Source organism: Paenibacillus sedimenti, assembly GCF_014534655.1.
Classification (GTDB): domain Bacteria; phylum Bacillota; class Bacilli; order Paenibacillales; family NBRC-103111; genus Paenibacillus_E; species Paenibacillus_E sedimenti.
The window spans coordinates 229,408-247,797 of sequence record NZ_JACVVD010000005.1 but is presented as its reverse complement, the minus strand read 5'-3'; the positions used below and the strand labels follow the sequence as shown (position 1 = coordinate 247,797).

Here is an 18,390-nt window from a genome sequence, read left to right as displayed (position 1 = left end):
GTCTAATTAAAGCGAGGGACATCTAAGTGAGTAATGATATCGTGAAAAAGCTGCGCCTGGCAGGATGCAAGCGTGCGCTCATCATGAACGCTCCTGAAGGATACATAGGGAAGCTCGATCCGCTGCCGGAAGGCGTTGTACTAACAGAGCAAAAGGAAAGTGATCAAGCCTACGATTTCGTGCAAGTGTTTGTATACAACATGGCTGAAGTCCAAAGCTTGACGCCTCAAGCGATTCAAGCCGTCATCCCTGAGGGGATGTTATGGATCAACTACCCTAAGGGAACGAGTAAGATCAAAACGGACATTAACCGGGATTCCGGCTGGCAAACGGTAACCGACCTTCAATTTGAGGGCGTGTCCCTCGTCTCCATCGACGAGACTTGGTCGGCCATGCGCTTTCGCCCTATCGGCCTAGTTAAGTCGCAGCGGAGCGAACGCCAGGCCAAACGAGCGGAAAATGCGAACAAGTCCCCGTTACCCGCAGATAAAACGGTGATCGTACCGGACGATCTGGCAGCAGCGTTTCAATCGAATCTTGAGGCACAAGTTTTTTATGAGACGTTGTCGTACACGAACAGGAAAGAATATGTCAGATGGATCACCGATGCCAAACGTGATGAAACGCGCAGCGGGCGTGTAGAGAAGACTATCGACAAGCTATCGAGGGGCATTAAGAATCCGATGGTGAAAGAATAGCGTTCAGCATGAATTAGCATCATTATTTGGCATGATTACATGAAAAGAGTCCCGTAGAGCGGCAACCAATTCTGCCGAGCTCTCGGGACTTTTTATCTAAAGGTATTGAAACCGTTTCAAATGAAATTATTTGCCGAGCTGATGAATCGGATGACCCAGCGCGCCTTCAGCAGCATCCATGACCATTTCGGTTAGTGTTGGGTGTGCATGAATCGTAAGCGCGATGTCCTCCAGGTTAGCAGCCATTTCAATCGCAAGCGCAAGCTCACCGATGAGATTGGATGCTTCCGGACCTACGACTTGACCGCCAAGCAGTTGGCCTGTTTCTTTGTCGCCGACAAGCTTCACAAAGCCTTGTCCTGCATTCAACGAATTGGCGCGACCGTTCGCCGCGTAAGGGAATTTACCGATCGTCACGTTATAGCCTTGTGCCTTCGCTTCGGTTTCGTTCAAACCTACGCTCGCGATTTCCGGATCGGAGAAAACAACCGCAGGCATTGCTTTGTAATCAACAACACTTGGAAGTCCGGCAATCGCTTCTGCAGCCACTTTCGCCTCATAGGAAGCTTTGTGCGCAAGAGCGAGACCAGGTACGACGTCGCCGATCGCGAAGATATGCGGAATGTTTGTTCTGCCTTGGTTATCGACTTCGATCAAACCGCGATCTGTCAGCTTCAGGTTGATCAGATCAAGACCAAGCTCACCATCTGTGTTTGGACGACGGCCAACCGTAACCAATACATATTCAGCTGTTACTTGTTTTTCTTCACCCTTCACGGTAAAGGTAACTGTAACATCATTTTCATTTTTCGTACTGGATTGCGCCAACGCTTCAGTGTGAACCTCTACGCCGATTTTCTCCAGATTGCGCGCTACCAGCTTCGTCATTTCTTTCTCGAAGCCTGGCAGTACGTGGTCAGAGCCCTCAAGCACCGTTACTTTCGTACCGAACTTCGCGAACGTTTGACCCAATTCAATACCGATGTAGCCGCCGCCGATGACGACCATGCTTTTCGGAATTTCAGGCAGGTTCAGTGCTTCCGTTGAAGAAATAATTCTTCCGCCGTAAGGGAATGCTTTCAGCTCGATCGGACGGGAACCCGTTGCGATGATGCAGTGCTGAAAGCGGTAGCGAGGCGCTTCTTGGTCGTTGAACACACGAGCTTCGTGCTCATTGATGAACATCACTTCGCCTTGGAACATTTGAATCTTGTTGCCTTTGAGCAGTGTGCTCACACCGCCGGTTTGCTTCTTCACTATGTTGTTTTTCCACTCTTGCACTTTCGCGAAGTCAATCTTCACGTTCTCTACGGAGATCCCCATGCTGTCCGCATGCTGGGCGTGCTCATAAGTGTGCGCAGCAGAGATCAAAGCTTTGGATGGGATACAACCGCGGTTCAAGCATACGCCGCCCCATTCGGATTTATCGACGATCAAGACGCTTTTGCCAAGTTGAGAGGCGCGGATGGCGGCCACGTAACCGCCAGGACCTGCACCAATCACCAGCACGTCTATATCTAAAGAAGCATCTCCTACTACCATGCTGTTACACCTCCAAGACAAGAAGCTCAGGATCAGCCAAAAGCTGCTTAATGTAGTTCAAGAAGCTTTGCGCTGTCGCTCCGTCCACGATACGGTGGTCAAAGCTTAATGAAAGCGCCATAACCGATGCGGCTACGATTTGACCGTTTTTCACAACTGGCTTCTCTGTAATGCGGCCTGCGCCCAGAATCGCAACTTCAGGGAAGTTGATGACCGGTGTAAAGAACATTCCGCCTACTGAACCGATATTCGTAATGGAGATCGTGCCGCCCTTCATCTCGTTAGGAGCCAATTTGCCTTCCCGTCCGCGAACGGCAAGGTCCTTGATGGAGGAAGCGATCGACCATACGTTTTTGCGGTCTGCGTCATGGATTACAGGAACGAGCAAGCCGTTGTCTGTATCTGTCGCGATACCGATGTTATAGTACTTTTTGTAGACGATCTCTTGTTTCTCTTCGTCGATCATCGCGTTGAGCGCCGGGAATTGACGGCAAGCCGCAACAAGTGCTTTCACGATGAAAGGCAGGTATGTCAGTTTCACGCCTTTTTTCTCGGCGAGAGGCTTCGTGCGCTCACGCAGAGCAACAAGAGCCGTTACGTCGATTTCGTCCATCAGTGTCACGTGCGGAGCTGTGTACACGGATTTAACCATTGCGTTCGCGATCACTTTGCGGATTCCTTTGAACGGAACCCGTTCTTCGACGCGATCGCCGACAACAACCTGCTGCATCGCTGCAGCAGGTGCAGCCGCTCCAGCCGCTTCGGTTGCGGCTGGCGCTGTCGCTGCTGGAGCTGGCGCCGCGCCAGCTCCAGTGAAGCCGAGCACGTCCTCGCGCGTTATGCGGCCGTGCTTGCCTGTAGGCGTCACCTCTGCGAGTGTGATGCCTTTTTCTCTTGCAAGCTTGCGTACGCTAGGCGTCGCAAGCACTTCGCGGCCCGCGCCAGCGTTTGGCGCGGCCACTGGCGCGGCAGCTGCCACAGGCGCCGCTGCCGGAGCCGGAGCTGCCGCCACAGCGACCGCCGCTGCAGGCGCAGGAGCCGCTGCAACAGCAACTGCCGGGCTGCTGCTCTCATGGTGAATCGATTCGGCAGGCAGTTCGCCTGTTACTTCGATCGTCATGACAAGCTCGCCAACGTGGCAAATTTGTCCTTCTTTTACTTTCACTTCAACGACTTTGCCTTCAACCGGACAAGGTACTTCAACGACCGCTTTATCGTTTTGAACTTCCATCAGGATGGATTCATCCGTTACGGTATCGCCCGCTTTGACAAGCAGCTTTACGATCTCGCCTTCATGTATGCCTTCACCAAGCTCCGGGAACTTGTATTGGAACAATGCCATGTCCTTTACCTCCTATTACCTTCGATTAAAATTCGAGTACTTGTTTGATGCCAGCAATGACACTTGCTGGACTAGGCAACCAAGCGTCTTCGATTTGCGCGAATGGATAGACGGTATCTGGCGGAGCGACACGAAGTACCGGAGCTTCCAGGTGCAGAATCGCTTTTTCATTGATTTGCGCAATCACTTCAGCGGCGACGCCGGACGTTTTTTGCGCTTCTTGTACGATGATTGCACGATTTGTTTTCTTAATCGATGCGACAATCGTATCGATATCGAGTGGCAGCAGGGTACGAAGATCGATTACTTCAGCTTTAACTCCTTGTGTTTTCTCGATTTCCTCAGCTGCTTTCACTGAAGTATGCACCATAGCTCCGTAAGTAATAATTGTAACATCTGAACCTTCGCGAACAACGTTCGCTTTACCAAGTTCAATGGTATATTCGCCTTCCGGCACTTCAGCGCGGAAAGCGCGGTATAAGTTCAAATGCTCCATGAAGAAGACAGGGTCATTGTCGCGGATCGCGGAAATGAGCAATCCTTTTGCATCATAAGGGTTGGAAGGAACAACCACTTTGATACCCGGTGTTTGAACGAGCAATCCTTCAAGCGCATCCGTGTGCAACTCAGCCGCTTTTACGCCGCCGCCAAAAGGCGTACGGAATACGATAGGAGAATTGTAACGGCCGCCGGAACGGTAACGCATACGAGCAGCTTGTACGCAAATTTGATCGAGGGCTTCATAAATGAAGCCTACGAATTGAATTTCAGCGATCGGACGGAAGCCTTGAACGCCAAGACCTACAGCCAAACCGCCGATAGCCGACTCAGCGAGAGGCGTATCGAATACCCGCTCTTCGCCGAATTCTTTTTGCAAACCTTCAGTCGCACGGAAAACGCCGCCTACATGACCTACGTCTTCTCCGAACAAAATTACGTTAGGATCTCTTTCCAGTTCGACGCGCATCGCGTCTTTTATCGCTTGAATCATCGTCATTTGTGCCATGACAGTCTGTGCCTCCCATAAGTTTTCGCAAGAAAAACTGGATTCGTGAGAAATTGTTTATTTATAAGCCTGCTTCTGTTCTTCGAGATGAGCTGGCGTCGTTTCAAACATGGAATCAATCAAGCCGGCAACGGTCATTTTCTCAGTTTCCTCGGCTTTTTTGATGTGCTCGGCAACAGTCGCTTTCGCTTCTTCTTTCACGCGAGCTTCTTCTTCTTCGTTCCAAAGGCCTTTTTTGGTAAGGAAAATGCGCATACGCGTAAGCGGATCTTTAGGTTCCCATTCGGCCTCTTCCTCTTTGGTACGGTATTTCGTCGTGTCATCCGCCATGGAGTGCGGACGGTAACGATAAGTCAAGGCTTCGATCAGCGTTGCGCCTTCGCCTCTGCGTCCTCTTTCGGCAGCTTCCGTAACGGCTTGAACAACAGCCAGAACGTCCATGCCGTCTACTTGAACGCCTTTGATACCGGCAGCAACCGCTTTATGAGCAACGGATAACGCTCCTGTTTGTTTCGCGTAAGGCGTCGTAATCGCGTAACCGTTGTTTTGAACAAAGTAAATGACAGGAAGCTTGAAAGATCCTGCAAAGTTCATTCCTTCATAGAAGTCGCCTTCGGAGCTTCCTCCGTCGCCTGTATACGTAATCGCTACACGCGGTTGGTTGCGTTTTTTGAACGCCATCGCTACGCCGGTAGCATGGAGAATTTGTGCGCCGATAATGATTTGCGGCATAAGCACGTGAACGTCTTGCGGAATTTGACCGCCATGCTGGTGTCCGCGGGAGTACAAGAAAGCCTGGTACATCGGAAGTCCGTGCCATACGAGCTGCGGCATATCACGGTAACCCGGGCAAATGAAATCATCTTTATTTAATGCAAATTCACTACCGATCATGGATGCTTCTTGTCCGGATACCGGAGCGTAGAAGCCAAGACGACCTTGACGGCCAAGATTAACCGCTCTTTCATCCCACACGCGTGTGAAAACCATTCTTCTCATTAATTCTTTTAATTGATCGTCACTCAGTTTTGGCATTTTGTCGGGATTGACAATCGTACCGTCCGGTGCAAGAACTTGTAAAGGCTGAACCTTCTCTGTGGTTACTTCATAATTCGCTTGGCTGACGAGTGGCTTACTCATACCTTTTCACCTCATATATGATTTTAATGCCTGCTAGCTACATTTCTGTTATAGTATTATTATAAACCTGTTTTTGTAAATTGTACACCAGTTTCCTTTAAGAATCTAAGGTTTTTTAGCACAAATGAATAGTACAGTTTTTAAAAATATATAATACAGTTAATCAAAAATTAACAAACTGCTATAATACACCTCACCTTTTTAAGGAGGATCATATCCTTGGATGACTCTCGCTATTACAAAAGAACAATCGTAAAAGAAGAAATCACTTCATCCATTCTCGGTGAAATCCGAACCCTGCGCATCTATCTGCCGCCCGGATACAATGAACTGCTTTCCTATCCTGTGGTCTACTGCCAGGACGGCGAGCAATTTTTTAACTTTGGGCGTATAGCAACGACACTTACCCGCTGCATTCTGGATGATGGCTTGGAGCCGGCCATTGTCGTTGGCGTCGATGTAAACACAGCCACCCGCACATCCGAATATGCACCGGAGGGCGAGAGACATGATGCCTATTGCCGCTTTTTTGCAGAGGAGCTCCTGCCATATGTAGAAAGCCGGTATCCCGTCCGGAATGATCGTACCGAGAGAATCGTTGCCGGAGATTCCTTAGGAGGAACGGTTTCCCTGCACCTCGCCTTAGATTATCCTAGCCTTTTTTGCCGAGTTATATCCTTGTCCGGCGCATTTTTCGACATTACGCGCGAACGTTTGAAGGCGGAGGACGATTTATCCTGGTTGGAGCTGTACATGCTCATCGGGCTCGACGAAACTGACGTAAAGACAGAGCGCGGTACCTTTGACTTCGTCAGAGAAAACCGGCTGACCAAACAATTTCTTGAAGACAAAAATACCGCGCTTCACTATATCGAGAAGCCCGGCAAGCATTTATGGGGATTTTGGCAGGGTGAATTGGACGCTGCGCTGCATTATTTTTTAGGTTAGAATGGGGTGATACGGAGCTGTATTAACTCGCCGATTCCATACGAACCGCTTGTTGTATTTGCACGGTCTCCTTCTTAGCCCATTTGAAGAAGATAACGGACGCGCTGACATTGAACGTTAAATCAAGAGCCACGAACAACGGGAACGTGATGAACGGCATTTCGACTCCACCCATGCGCAGCAGCAAGCTCGCGAATTCGACGATGTTTAGCCCCCAAGCGTAAACCCGGAACCAGGACGGGATGGCGGATATCGAACCCAGCGACCAGGCGAATACGAAAAACCCAAGGTAGGAGAACAATTCAGCTGTTTCCAGATGCGCTTCGACCGTTTGAAGCACGCCCGGCACTTGCTCTATCAAGATGGCTTGCACGGCAGCGGAAGCTTCAGTGTATCGGGCGATCAGGTCCGATTGGATCGTCAATTGGTGAAAACCGCCTAGCGTACCGGCTACGGAAACTCCGAGACCGAGAACGGCAAGTATAATCGCTTTTGGCTGATCGGTTCTCATCAGCTGGCAAGCGAACAACAGGAGAAAGCCGCCGATGGAAATCCATAGCCCGACGATTACGAAGCCGAGAACCCGAATAAGTGCCGGATTCTCTAGTCCTCCATAGAAAATTGCTATCATTTCCGGCGCATCGCCGGCATTCCCTAAAACCACACTCATCGTTGCGATCAAGCATACCGTAAACAGAACTGGGAGCAACGACCATCGTGACAACATTTTCAATACCGAGCTTTCATTTGTTTGTTTCATTTTGATTCACACATCCTTATCCATATTGATTCTCACAAGGCTTAATTGTAATGAGTTCCCTGCTGTGGGAGAAGGTTGATTTACTTCACCCTCCCTGCGTCCCAGCGGCTAAACTTACAATCGAATCAATGAAGGAAGAAAAGGATAAGAGTTGATGCGGGTTTAAACCAAACTACCCTTTAATCGCATAACGTTGTCTAAGCAGCTCTATCATACTGCGGATTTGTTGTTCCTCCGGGAATGCAGCGATCTGCATCGGCTTCGCAGGTTGAATACCTCTTGGTTCCATCACCTCGAGTATATTAGCGGCAAATTGTTCAGCCGAAAGCTTCATATTCAAACATTCCGACAAGCTCGCCATGCTGCCTGGAGCGACTAACGGATAGTCGCCTGGGTCTGCGGAACCCGCCGCGCGTTCATAAAACTCCCTGGCTAAAGCTGCTTTTTCCTCCCCGTCTCCTTCTGTAAGGATAAAGGCTTGCACCGAGATCGCATGCTGCTGTCTGCGTTGAGCGATACCGCAAAATTTGCGCCCGCCTACACTCAAATCGAATTCCCCGGGGCAGAATGAACCTGCAACCTCACCTTGGTCGATACGATTCGTCAACTTGTCCATCACATCACGAATTAATCCTGCCATCAGTTCAAAATCCTTGCGATGTTCCATGTCGCCTGCCGCTTTGGGAAGCAAGAGCGACACGTTCACTACACCGAGATCTAGAGGCACTCCTGCTCCTCCGGAATTTCTCACGGCAGTGTCATAACCTTGTTCGTAAAGCCAGCGTTCTGCTTCAGCGGCAAGTGGAAGTCGACTGTCTCTGAGTCCCATGACAAAAGCTCTTGGGTGCCTCCATATGTGCAGAATCGGAGGCGTTCCTTTTCCTATTGACCGGCATAAGAGTTCTTCCAACGCAAATGCATATAATATATCTTTGGAATCCGTTTCCTGTAACCGGTCTAGTATGACCATGTTCTGAGGTAAATTATAATCTTTCATGGATTGAAATCTCCTGCGATTGTTTAGCGTTATTCTTTAGAATTGTAAGCGATGCGAACCGCTAAGCGCAAACAAGTATTGTACCATATTGTATATACGACAAGTATCCGTCAGAACACGTCAAAAAACATCAAAATATTGGTAACAATTCGAAGGATTTTCAATATTTATGTCGAAATAGTACAAATATAACCAAATTTCGATAAGTAGGCGAGACTTTTGAACGCAATTGACGACTTGCTGCTCAATGTTCTGGTTTTAACCGTGCCCATCTTGCTGTATCATATTTTTTGGCTCGACCGACCGATCTCCATCAATTTTAATTGCTGGGGCCGAACGTTAATCGGCATCATCTGTGCGTTAGCTGCGATCTTTTGCATGTCGCATCCCTTCTTCACGTTGACGGGCAGTGATTATGATTTACGTATCATCCCTTTACTTGCAGCCTTTCTGTACAGCGGCATACGCTCAGGTCTTTTCGTCTCTGTAGTCATCATCGCGTACCGCTATTACATGGGTGGCCCGGAATTCATCTGGATCGTCACACTTACCGCCCTGCTTGTACCCTTTATCCTTGCCTTTATCGCGCTCAGTAATTGGAAACACCGGACTCCCAAAGTGATGTTTCCAAGTCTTCTTGCCTTTGTCAGCGCGGTAGCAACCTTCTGCATAATTTTGGTGTACCGCGTAGAAACGGAGCAAGCCATCGATGCCAGCTTTTTATTGCTAGGCGGATTGTTCTGCATCGTTCACATGCTGACCATGTGGCTTCTTACCTACTTAATTGAACGGATTCGTGAAAATATAGCTATGCGTCAAGAGTTGCAGCGCTCCGAAAAGCTCAATGTGCTCAGCGAATTGGCTGCGTCCGTTGCTCATGAAATTCGCAATCCAATGACGGTTGCGCGCGGCTTTATGCAAATTCTAAGCCAAACCAAAGTTACCGAAGAGAAAAAACGTGTATACACAACGATGGTAATTGAAGAAATCGATCGCGCTCAGAGCATTATCAGCGATTACCTTTCTTTTGCCAAACCACAAGCGGAAAAGTTGGAGGAACTGGACGTCTCCACTTTGTCATTAAAACTAACCAATCTTATTAATCCCTACGCCTCTATGCGCGGTGTTCAAATCTCTTTCAATATGGAGCCCTCGCTGGTCGTCAGAGCTAATAGTGAAAAACTGATTCAATGTCTCGTAAATCTGACTAAGAATGGTATAGAAGCAATGCCTAGCGGAGGCACCCTACAAATTAACGGATACAAACAGAGTACCCAGGTCGTCCTCGAAATTAAGGACAATGGCGTGGGTATGACACCTGAACAAATTGATCGCCTTGGTACGCCTTTCTATTCAACGAAACACAAAGGGACAGGGCTTGGGATGATGGTTTCCTATCGAATTATCAAAACATTCGGAGGCGGTATTGAGGTTACAAGCCAGCCCGGCAAAGGGACTTGCTTCACTCTTTCATTGCCTGCGGTTTAATGATTCCGCCAAAATATCCATAATCCCCTTAAAAAGCGGAATGGCCTTGTTGCTTTCGATCGGATCCGTGTTCTTAATAACAACGGAAACCGCATACTTAGGTGATTGCACGGGGCCATATCCGACGAACCACTGGTTCACTTTTTCCTGCTTCCCGTACTTCAATTGAGCCGTTCCCGATTTACCGGCAAGCTTCCACTTTGCCCCTTTCAACGCCTGTCCCGTTCCATCCGTAACGACCTCCTGCATCCAGCTTAACAATTTGCGGCTTGTTGCCGCAGAAACGCCTTTTTTTCCATCATCCAGCTTCTTAACCGGAAATGCCTCCATCACGCGATCGGTTTGATACCGGATTTCTTGAACGACTCTCGGGGAGAATCTGTTCCCATCATGCAACAGCGTCACAATCATATTAGATGCTTGCAATGGCGTCATCATCACATCTCTTTGACCAATGGCCGTTTGCATCAATACACCCTCGTCATCATGCGGCGTATGCGCAGCAAACAGTTGCCCGTTGTCTTCGGAGTCCAATTGGCGCAGCAGTTCTTTGGCGTCCGTTTTCCCTGACCATCCGACCTCATCCAGTACGCCTAACTTGTGCGCATAGCTTTCCAGCTGAGCCGATGTCAGCCGCTGCATAACGTTGGCAAACACGATATTGCAAGACTGCGCATAGCCCTCTTCCAACGTCAAAGGACCGTGACCGTCTCTTCGCCAACACGTAAATCCGTACTTTCCTAAAGCCCCTTCACAATTAAATGTTTCTTTGAGGTCGACAACCTTTTCATCAAGCGCCGCAGCCGCGACTACCGTCTTAAAGATCGAGCCGGGAGCCGTAGCCTTCAAGGCAAAGTTGCTCCAATTGTTGTTGCTCAGATTCACCTGCAGCGGATCGAAATTAGGACGGCTTGCCATAGCTACGATATCGCCTTGTGCAGCATCTTGAACTACAACGGCTCCTTCCCTTATTTGAAGTTTGTCCATTAACAACTCAATTTGCTGCTGCACAGTTAAGTCCAATGTCGTGACCAGCTTCAATGGGTAGAATACATTATCCGGAGCGATCATACGGGCATCCAATCCGGGCAGAGGCTTCTTTGTAGCATCGGTAAAATAGGAAATTGAAGTCTCTCCAACGCCGCGTAGCCAGAAATCGAACGTTTTTTCCAAACCCGAGCCCCCGATTTTGCTCGTAAGCGAAAGCTTCCCACGCTCGAGTTCCGCGCTGTATTCTTGCATAACCCGATCTGGATTTTGCCCGATAAATCCGATCAATTGCCGCGCTATCATCCCTATCGGATAGCGATCCTCGATTTCAACTACCTTCACATTGGGCAGCTGAAGCCCGTTGATCTGCTCCTCTTGCTGCTTGCATAGGGCCACAGGCTTTCCCCCGCCAGAAGTACCCCATACGCCAGGATCCTTCATATTGCTTGAGAAAGCGAGCCACGCTTCCGAACTCGTCCGTAAAATATGCGCGAGCTGATCGATTTGCCGACGGTCCACTTTAATAGATTTGCTTATAGGAAAAGCTACCAGCGCTTTAATCGTGCCCCCCGTCAATGGCTGCATATGCCGATCCAGAATTTCGCCTCGGCCGCTATCCAGCACCAAAGCTTTCTGCCTCTGGAGGACTGAATTTTTGACAAGATTCACGCCTCTGGAGGAATAGTTTTCCGACGCAGCTACTTGGATCCAGAACAACTTACTGACAATGCCGATAAACACGATGAGAATGATGATCAGGATGATAAACATTCTCCGTTTTTCTGCTGCGGATAATTGTCTCTCTCTCATATTCCTGCCCCCTTCCGGCAAGCCGATTCCTGCTTCTCTTCCCAGTATAGGCATCCCTGTTCATCGACAAACTTTTCGCGGGATCTTGGCACAAAAAAAGCCCACCCTCCAAATGAAGAGCAGGCTTGCGAATTATGTAGGAACTAAATCTCGAATTTCGAAAGTGTTTCATTCAGCGACTTTGATAATAAATCCAATTTGTCCGACAGCTTTACCAAACCATCGCTAATGCTAAGCTGCTCTGAGCTCAAAGAAGCAACTTCCTCGGAAGTCGCAAGGGACTCCTCGGCAACCGCGCTGACGTTCGTCATCGCATCCGAGAGAACGACTTGAGACTGCTCCAATGTGCTGATGGAATCGCTCACTGTACTAAGCTGTTGGATGAATCCACCCATGTGATTCGTCACTTGTTTGAAAATCGTATCCGCTTCTTTCACTGCCTGAATCTGCTCTTGGAAGATCGGGGTTGCGGTCGAGAGCACTTTAACCGTCTCATCAATTTCTTTTTGAATCGTCTCTGTAATTTGTCCTACCACATCGATCGATTGACGGGACTGGTCGGCCAGCTTACGAATTTCATCCGCGACGACCATGAAGCCTTTGCCGGCTGCGCCTGCACGCGCGGCTTCAATCGTAGCATTGAGAGACAGAATGTTCGTTTGTTTCGTCATATTGTTCAGCACATCGAGAATTTTTCGGATCGATCTTGTGCTGTCTTTTAGATTATCGACTTTATCTACCATGGAGCGTATCATTTCTTCAGTCAAGTTCGTTTTCCCGATAAGCTCCGTCATGTACTTTGTACCTTGTTCGCTTGAGCTTTGAACGTCGGCGGCTGCCGTACCCATCTCCAGATTGGCTTCAATGACATTTTTCATTTGCATGCCAATATGTTGAGTCAACTCGTTGCCCTTCTCCGACTCCGTCGCCAACCCTGCAGCACCGTTCGAAATTTCATCGGTAGCCACGGCAATTTCCCGTGCAGCCGTCGCTGTCACTTTGGACGAGTTCGTTAACTCCGTAGCCGTTTCAAATACTTGCTGCGCGGAAGCGCTGGTCTGCTGTACCAAAGTCGTAATTTGCTGCATCATCGTATCAAAGCTTGCGCCAAGTTGACCAATTTCATCCTGTGTTGTGTAGTTGGCCCGTACGGTCAATTTACCTTTGGCACCTTGCTGCATTAAGTTGCGCAAATTCACGAGCGGTCTTCCGATCATTCTAGCAACGAACAACCCTATTAAAACAGCCGCAACCGCTGCAAATAACGCGATAAGAAGCGTATAGTTGAAAATTTTCTTAGCGTCCTTCACCAGAGCGCTTACCGGAATGTCACCAACCAGGTTCCAGCCGGATATATTGGATTTGTAGTAAGCCACCAAGTGATCGTCATCGGTCGTAAAGGAGCCATGTTCCTCATCTAGCTGCTCTTTGGTAAGCTGAATCACTGCATCCTTCTCTAGCTCATCCGGATTAAGGGTAGCAATATTTTTATTGCTGCCGCTTGTGATCACGACTTTGCTATCATCGCCAAGCGACATCCCTTTAATTTCTTTGTTCAAAATCTCATTGCCCAGCTCCAGCACAAGAATCGCGGATGTCGTATTGCTTAATGTATTTCTCATCAATCGGCCTACAGCAAATGTGTTGGTTGAGTTGCTGGAGTAACCTTTGGCCTTGCTATCGAGCCAAGCCACTTTGCCTCCGCCTTCAATAATCTTTTTGAACCAATCCGTATTGCTCGCATTATCAGATAACGTATTGCCGCCGCTGCCCGTAATGACAATCAATTTACCATCGGGCCTATAAAGATGAAGCGTTTTAATTGATTTGTTAGAGAAAGTAATCACGTTCAGTTTGTCGGTTAATTGACGCACAACATCCAAAGCCTCATAAGACGACGGGTCAAGATTCGGAAGCTTATCCAGCAAATCTTGCAATTCTTTATTCAACATAATTTGCAGTGTAGTCTCATCAAACGTTTGATACAGAAAGTCCAGTTTCTGCCCTGCTTGCGTAACCGTCTGCAGACTGGATTCAGCTACCTTGTTTTTAATGACACTTTTTGAAACCGAATAAGAAATCATACCTACAATCAATACAAAAAATAAAATGCTGGCAAAAAACATTAGAAACAGCTTCATTCCAACCGACTTCACTGGATTCTCGAGCTTAACCTGCTTCATTTCACTGAAAGCTGCTCCACTAACGTTCTTCGATGTTTGCCCAGCTGCATGAGCGATACGCCCCCACTTCGCATTTTTAAAGACATTAGTGAGTGCTTTACCTAGTTTGACTAAAGAAGAGGTTACCTTTTGAAGTCCATTTTTCATTTCGTTTCACCACCGTTAGTTTCTACTTGCCCTAAGTACTCTTTCTTTTGGCCTAAAATGAAAAGGGTTACAATGTCCGTGAGTTAACAAATTCGACATCATTTAACATTTTCCTTTATTTTACGTGCCTAAAACCAAAAAAAAAGAAACTTTCTCCAATATAACCCACTCTGGAGAAAGCTTCCATGGTACTATTTACCTGTTTTCTTGCGCAGCATATCCCATTTATTCACAGGATGCTCCGTTCTGATTTTAACCATTTGCAGAGGATGTCTTGCCGCGTCCAGTTCCCCGCCTCCCTCATCCCAAATCGTACCGACCTTTTGCTTAAAATGGGTACCGTTCGGGCCAAAGAATTCAACCTCTTGACCAGGCTTAAAATGGTTCCGCTGCTGAATGACAGCAATGCCTGTTTCTTTCTCATAATCCATAACCAGACCGACAAAATCGAAACCGACGACTTTATCCTCAGGTTCAAAAATATGATCCTCATGCCCCGGTGCCTCGTAGAAGAAGCCCGTATTCAGCGGCCGGTTCGCTGCTTTGAAGATTTCGTCCTGCCAGAGCGGATTCAATTTATAGTGCTCCGGATCAGCAAAATAAGCATCGATTGCTTGGCGATACGCATTGACCACAGTTGCCACATAATGAATGCTTTTCATGCGCCCTTCAATTTTAAAACTATCCACGCCGGATTCGATCATTTCAGGAATGTGCTCGATCATGCTGAGATCCTTGGAACCCATCGTGAAAGCATCATCATCGTCGCTAAATAGCGGCAGGTCGGTTGCCAGCGGCGAAGAAAGAGGCTGATCCTTGGCAAACAGATCGTATTTCCAGCGGCATGATTGCGAGCAACCGCCTCGATTCGAATCGCGATCTGTGAAATGGTTAGATAGCACGCATCTCCCGGAGTAGGAACTGCACATCGCACCATGGATGAAAGCCTCGATCTCCACGTCAACATGACGCTTAATCTCATCGATTTCTTTCATGCTCACTTCACGCGCCAGAACGACGCGCTCGATGCCCTGCTCTTTCCAGAACTTCACGGTTTGCCAATTCATCGTGGACTGCTGCGTGCTCAGGTGCACTTCGAGCTTAGGCGCAACTCTTCTGGCCGTCAGCATAATGATCGGATCTGCCGCAATGATCGCCGAAATGCCAACCTCTTGAAGCCCGCGTAAATAATCGTCCAATCCGTCTATATCTTCGTTATGTGCATAAATATTCGTCGCTACAAATACTTTTGCCCCATATTGGTTAGCAAATTCTACGCCTTCGCGCATTTCTTCGAGCGTAAAGTTATCTGCATTCGAACGTAATCCATACTTTTGTCCGCCGATATATACCGCATCCGCTCCATAATGGATCGCGAACTTCAACTTTTCCAAACTGCCGGCGGGAGCTAGCAATTCCGGCTTATCCAAACGTACTCTCCTGCCTCGTGCTCTTGCTTCTACTGCTGTCGTCATCTTGGATAACACCTGCTTTCTAAAAGTTTTGCGAAGCAAAACTGGCTTCGTAAGCATCCGCTTAATACACTTGTTCTTTGTAGAAAAAACCATAAGACAATTCCCGTTCCGGGTCCTGCAGTTTTGCAATAGCATCCAACCATTCCTGATTGAACGTATAACCCTGAGGATCTGCCGCATAAGCGTCAATTACCGCACGGTAACTTCTTACAACCGTCTCATTATATTCTATGGATTTCAGAAGACCTTCAATCTTCAGGCTATCGACTTGTCCATCCATCAGCTCAGGCAAGTTTTCCAACATGCAAATATCTTCCGAACTCATAATGTGCGTCCCATTGCGATCCTCGTAGACAGGATAACGCTGATCCCGGCGCTCGTGCTCGATCAGAAATAGTCCGCGCTCCATAGATCGGTCTTGCGATGATGCATCTTTACCTTGATGCTCCATATAATTTTTGACCAACTCGCGCTTCGAGTGATAAATATTGGTTATCCCGTGTACTTGGACTTCGACTTCAAGCTCGGTGTGCTGCTTAAAATCCAGCACCTGCTCCATATTCAATTCTCTGGCCAGAACGACCCGGGAAGCCCCTTGCTGCCCCCAATAATTGGCGGTCGCATAGTTGGTTGATGTCATTTCTGCGTTCCAGTGCAGCTTAATTGGATTTGTTAAACTCCTCACAGCCATCAGTACTGCTGGATCGCCGAATATGACCGCATCTACGCCGAACTGCTGAAGCTGCGTAAGATAGTTGAACAGCCCTTCCAAGCTATCATTATCAAAAATATTGTTCACCGCTACATATACTTTTGCGCCTCTCTCATGAGACCATGCTACTGCATCTTGGAGCTCCGCGAGCTGCACCTCTCCTGGAAGGCGCAATCCATAGCGCTCTTCCCCTACAATGACGGCATCCGCGCCTGCTTCGATCAGACGCTTCAGCTCAGTGACAGAGCCGCTGCTAACTACTAACTCCGGTTTTTTCAAGTGTGAACCCTTCCTTCTGTCGAATAACTAATTTGCTGCCTTCTTACTTGCTGCGATATTCTTCTTATGCTCATCGAACGTTTCCGCAAATAAATGTCCCTTCGTGCCGTCCTTCTTCGTCACATAAAACAAGTATTTCGTCTCCTCCGGATACACAGCCGCTTTGATTGAAGCTAAGCTAGGGCTGGCTATCGGTCCTGGCGGTAATCCCGGATTCAGATACGTATTATAAGGGCTTTGGATTTGTAAATCTTTTTCCAGAAGCCGTTCCTTGGGCTTACCGAATAAATATTGCACCGTCGCGTCTATTTGCAGCGGCATATTCTTTGTCAAACGATTGTTAATAACTCCCGATACAAGAGCCCGCTCATCGTCAACAACAACCTCGCGCTCGATCAGAGATGCAATAGTCAGCATCTGATGGACAGTGAGCCCTCGCGCCTGAAGCTTGTCCTGCCAATCCGAAGGCAGCGTCGCAAGCTTTTTATCAAGCTCTTGAATTGTACGCTCGATGAATTGTTGCTCGGTCGAGCCTTTCTTGAATTCATACGTTTCCGGGAATAGGTAACCTTCCAAACGGTGCTTAATGTTCTTGTTATCGGGAAGCGTACCGATGGCATCGGACTTGAACTGCGACTGTGCATCCGCCAGCTGCAAAAATACATCCGCTTTCCAAGGCGTTTGATCTCCCAGCTTATCAGCGATCTGCTCGATCGTATAGCCTTCCGGAATCGTCACACGAATAACTTCTTCCTTCACGGTTTCGCCTTTATTCAGCTTTTCAATCATCTCATCAAACGTCATGCCGGGCTTCATACTATACTCCCCGGCTTGGAAACGTGAGCCTTGTTTTTTCACTTTCAAATAATAAGTAAAAATCGATGAATTCTTGATTAGTCCTTTGGCTTCAAGTTCCTTCGCTATGTCCCCCGAGCCCGCTCCTTGCGGTATGGACACTCGCGCATCCTGCTCTGAGGCAGGCATCGGTTGAAGCGCATTCGCTATATATAGGCCTACGCCGCTCACAAACCCGATGATAACTAGCAGCAGCAAGCCGATAATAAGCCATATTAGCTTGAGCTTGCTTCGTTTGGGCTTGTCCGCTCCGTTCAAGTGATCCAACATTTCGTTCACGACGATCCTCCTTTGGTCCCCCAAAAGTGAAGAAGCCCTAAGTAGCTAACTCCGATTACTTTTGGGGGAGCCCCCGTTTAAATACCAACAAATAAAAAAGAGCGGATGCGCTCCGCTCGGGTGAATACTTTTTACAAGTCGTCCTGCACCGGAAACACCATTTCATCATAGAGCTCCGCTACGGTTTCCCATTCATCGTCATCCTCGATCGTTTCCAGCTCATACTGCTCATCCGAATTCTTCACGACTCTAAAAATGGCGACATCGTCTTCCTTTTTGAGCGCATCGGACTGCAAAACAGCATACGTATTATTGCCGTAAACGAATTCCTTCAGAAGATGATAAACCGTAGACTCGTTCTGCTCATCAAACAAAATGATATCATCCCCATAAGCATTCCGCAATACGTCCGTTTGCGTTACACTCATGCTTCATCTTCCTCATCATACTCAGCCATTAAGGTGTTGAACGTTTCTTCTACGATGTTCCACTCTTCCTCGTCGTCGATCGTGAAAAGCTTTAAGTCCTCGCCATCTTCGTCTTCCTCATAGCGGAAAGCATAGACTTCATCCGTTTCTTCGTCTCCGCCATCGAGTGGAACGACCATCATGTACTTCTTATCGGAACCGTCCACTTCGAATTTCATGATGACCTCGAACTCTTCTTCGTTGCCCTCATCGTCCGGGATGTAAATAATTTCGGGTTCTTCTTCACGCAATTCTTCTTTGGACATGTTCGT

Annotated in this window: 16 protein-coding genes; 3 read left to right on the top strand and 13 right to left on the bottom strand. The window is 48.1% G+C overall.

Annotated features, from left to right (window positions below; all coding sequences use genetic code 11):
* Positions 1–26: 26 nt before the first annotated feature.
* Positions 27–698 (top strand): YdeI/OmpD-associated family protein, encoded by a 672-nt coding sequence (locus ICC18_RS34570; protein WP_188175563.1) that lies wholly within the window; start codon positions 27–29, stop codon positions 696–698.
* Between the two features lie 126 nt (positions 699–824).
* On the opposite strand, the gene lpdA is transcribed toward ICC18_RS34570, so the two are convergent.
* From lpdA to pdhA, 4 genes are read right to left on the bottom strand one after another with little or no spacing between them, the layout of a single operon-like run.
* Positions 825–2,240 carry a dihydrolipoyl dehydrogenase gene (gene lpdA, locus ICC18_RS16635; protein WP_188175562.1) on the bottom strand — a complete coding sequence of 472 codons (1,416 nt, stop codon included), beginning with the start codon at positions 2,238–2,240 and terminating at the stop codon, positions 825–827.
* 4 nt (positions 2,241–2,244) lie between these two features.
* Complete coding sequence (locus ICC18_RS16630) at positions 2,245–3,582, bottom strand: dihydrolipoamide acetyltransferase family protein (protein WP_188175561.1); 1,338 nt, start codon at positions 3,580–3,582, stop codon at positions 2,245–2,247.
* Positions 3,583–3,607: 25 nt separating this feature from the next.
* Positions 3,608–4,588 (bottom strand): alpha-ketoacid dehydrogenase subunit beta, encoded by a 981-nt coding sequence (locus ICC18_RS16625; RefSeq protein WP_188175560.1) that lies wholly within the window; start codon positions 4,586–4,588, stop codon positions 3,608–3,610.
* 57 nt (positions 4,589–4,645) lie between these two features.
* On the bottom strand, positions 4,646–5,728 hold the full coding sequence (gene pdhA / locus ICC18_RS16620) for a pyruvate dehydrogenase (acetyl-transferring) E1 component subunit alpha (RefSeq protein WP_188175559.1): 1,083 nt from the start codon (positions 5,726–5,728) through the stop codon (positions 4,646–4,648).
* Positions 5,729–5,947: 219 nt separating this feature from the next.
* On the opposite strand from pdhA, the gene ICC18_RS16615 reads away from it, so the two are divergent.
* Positions 5,948–6,676 (top strand): alpha/beta hydrolase, encoded by a 729-nt coding sequence (locus ICC18_RS16615; RefSeq protein WP_188175558.1) that lies wholly within the window; start codon positions 5,948–5,950, stop codon positions 6,674–6,676.
* Between the two features lie 22 nt (positions 6,677–6,698).
* On the opposite strand, the gene ICC18_RS16610 is transcribed toward ICC18_RS16615, so the two are convergent.
* Both ICC18_RS16610 and ICC18_RS16605 read right to left on the bottom strand, forming a co-directional pair.
* The gene (locus ICC18_RS16610) at positions 6,699–7,436 is read right to left on the bottom strand and encodes a hypothetical protein (protein ID WP_188175557.1); all 738 of its coding nucleotides are present in this window, start codon (positions 7,434–7,436) and stop codon (positions 6,699–6,701) included.
* A gap of 172 nt (positions 7,437–7,608) precedes the next feature.
* Positions 7,609–8,433: a lipoate--protein ligase family protein gene (locus ICC18_RS16605; protein ID WP_188175556.1), complete on the bottom strand. Its 825-nt coding sequence runs from the start codon at positions 8,431–8,433 to the stop codon at positions 7,609–7,611.
* Positions 8,434–8,652: 219 nt separating this feature from the next.
* On the opposite strand from ICC18_RS16605, the gene ICC18_RS16600 reads away from it, so the two are divergent.
* A complete protein-coding gene (locus ICC18_RS16600; RefSeq protein ID WP_188175555.1) occupies positions 8,653–9,921 on the top strand; it encodes an ATP-binding protein in 1,269 nt (422 codons plus the stop codon).
* Here ICC18_RS16600 and ICC18_RS16595 read toward each other — a convergent pair.
* The 7 genes from ICC18_RS16595 to ICC18_RS16565 form a co-directional block, all read right to left on the bottom strand.
* The gene (locus tag ICC18_RS16595; protein ID WP_188175554.1) at positions 9,904–11,721 is read right to left on the bottom strand and encodes a peptidoglycan D,D-transpeptidase FtsI family protein; all 1,818 of its coding nucleotides are present in this window, start codon (positions 11,719–11,721) and stop codon (positions 9,904–9,906) included. The two genes, ICC18_RS16600 and ICC18_RS16595, sit on opposite strands and share 18 nt — an antisense overlap.
* A gap of 143 nt (positions 11,722–11,864) precedes the next feature.
* Positions 11,865–14,051 (bottom strand): methyl-accepting chemotaxis protein, encoded by a 2,187-nt coding sequence (locus ICC18_RS16590; RefSeq protein WP_223192626.1) that lies wholly within the window; start codon positions 14,049–14,051, stop codon positions 11,865–11,867.
* Between the two features lie 191 nt (positions 14,052–14,242).
* Positions 14,243–15,526 carry a peptidase U32 family protein gene (locus tag ICC18_RS16585; protein WP_188175553.1) on the bottom strand — a complete coding sequence of 428 codons (1,284 nt, stop codon included), beginning with the start codon at positions 15,524–15,526 and terminating at the stop codon, positions 14,243–14,245.
* 61 nt (positions 15,527–15,587) lie between these two features.
* Entirely contained in the window at positions 15,588–16,517 is a 930-nt protein-coding gene (locus ICC18_RS16580) for a peptidase U32 family protein (RefSeq protein ID WP_188175552.1), read from the bottom strand.
* A gap of 27 nt (positions 16,518–16,544) precedes the next feature.
* Positions 16,545–17,642: an endolytic transglycosylase MltG gene (mltG, locus tag ICC18_RS16575; protein WP_188175717.1), complete on the bottom strand. Its 1,098-nt coding sequence runs from the start codon at positions 17,640–17,642 to the stop codon at positions 16,545–16,547.
* Positions 17,643–17,782: 140 nt separating this feature from the next.
* A complete protein-coding gene (locus ICC18_RS16570) occupies positions 17,783–18,079 on the bottom strand; it encodes a DUF1292 domain-containing protein (protein ID WP_188175551.1) in 297 nt (98 codons plus the stop codon).
* Positions 18,076–18,384 carry a DUF1292 domain-containing protein gene (locus ICC18_RS16565; protein WP_188175550.1) on the bottom strand — a complete coding sequence of 103 codons (309 nt, stop codon included), beginning with the start codon at positions 18,382–18,384 and terminating at the stop codon, positions 18,076–18,078. Before ICC18_RS16565 ends, ICC18_RS16570 begins: the two co-directional genes overlap by 4 nt.
* Positions 18,385–18,390: the final 6 nt, after the last annotated feature.

Excerpts from the sequence above, each read along its gene's own strand:
- ICC18_RS16570 (WP_188175551.1), bottom strand. The coding sequence starts at position 18,079 with ATGAGTGTAACGCAAACGGACGTATTGCGGAATGCTTATGGGGATGAT.
- ICC18_RS16605 (WP_188175556.1), bottom strand. The coding sequence starts at position 8,433 with ATGAAAGATTATAATTTACCTCAGAACATGGTCATACTAGACCGGTTA.
- ICC18_RS16585 (WP_188175553.1), bottom strand. The coding sequence starts at position 15,526 with ATGACGACAGCAGTAGAAGCAAGAGCACGAGGCAGGAGAGTACGTTTG.
- ICC18_RS16590 (WP_223192626.1), bottom strand. The coding sequence starts at position 14,051 with ATGAAAAATGGACTTCAAAAGGTAACCTCTTCTTTAGTCAAACTAGGT.
- mltG (WP_188175717.1), bottom strand. The coding sequence starts at position 17,642 with ATGTTGGATCACTTGAACGGAGCGGACAAGCCCAAACGAAGCAAGCTC.
- ICC18_RS16625 (WP_188175560.1), bottom strand. The coding sequence starts at position 4,588 with ATGGCACAAATGACGATGATTCAAGCGATAAAAGACGCGATGCGCGTC.
- pdhA (WP_188175559.1), bottom strand. The coding sequence starts at position 5,728 with ATGAGTAAGCCACTCGTCAGCCAAGCGAATTATGAAGTAACCACAGAG.
- ICC18_RS16595 (WP_188175554.1), bottom strand. The coding sequence starts at position 11,721 with ATGAGAGAGAGACAATTATCCGCAGCAGAAAAACGGAGAATGTTTATC.
- ICC18_RS16565 (WP_188175550.1), bottom strand. The coding sequence starts at position 18,384 with ATGTCCAAAGAAGAATTGCGTGAAGAAGAACCCGAAATTATTTACATC.
- ICC18_RS16630 (WP_188175561.1), bottom strand. The coding sequence starts at position 3,582 with ATGGCATTGTTCCAATACAAGTTCCCGGAGCTTGGTGAAGGCATACAT.
- lpdA (WP_188175562.1), bottom strand. The coding sequence starts at position 2,240 with ATGGTAGTAGGAGATGCTTCTTTAGATATAGACGTGCTGGTGATTGGT.
- ICC18_RS16610 (WP_188175557.1), bottom strand. The coding sequence starts at position 7,436 with ATGAAACAAACAAATGAAAGCTCGGTATTGAAAATGTTGTCACGATGG.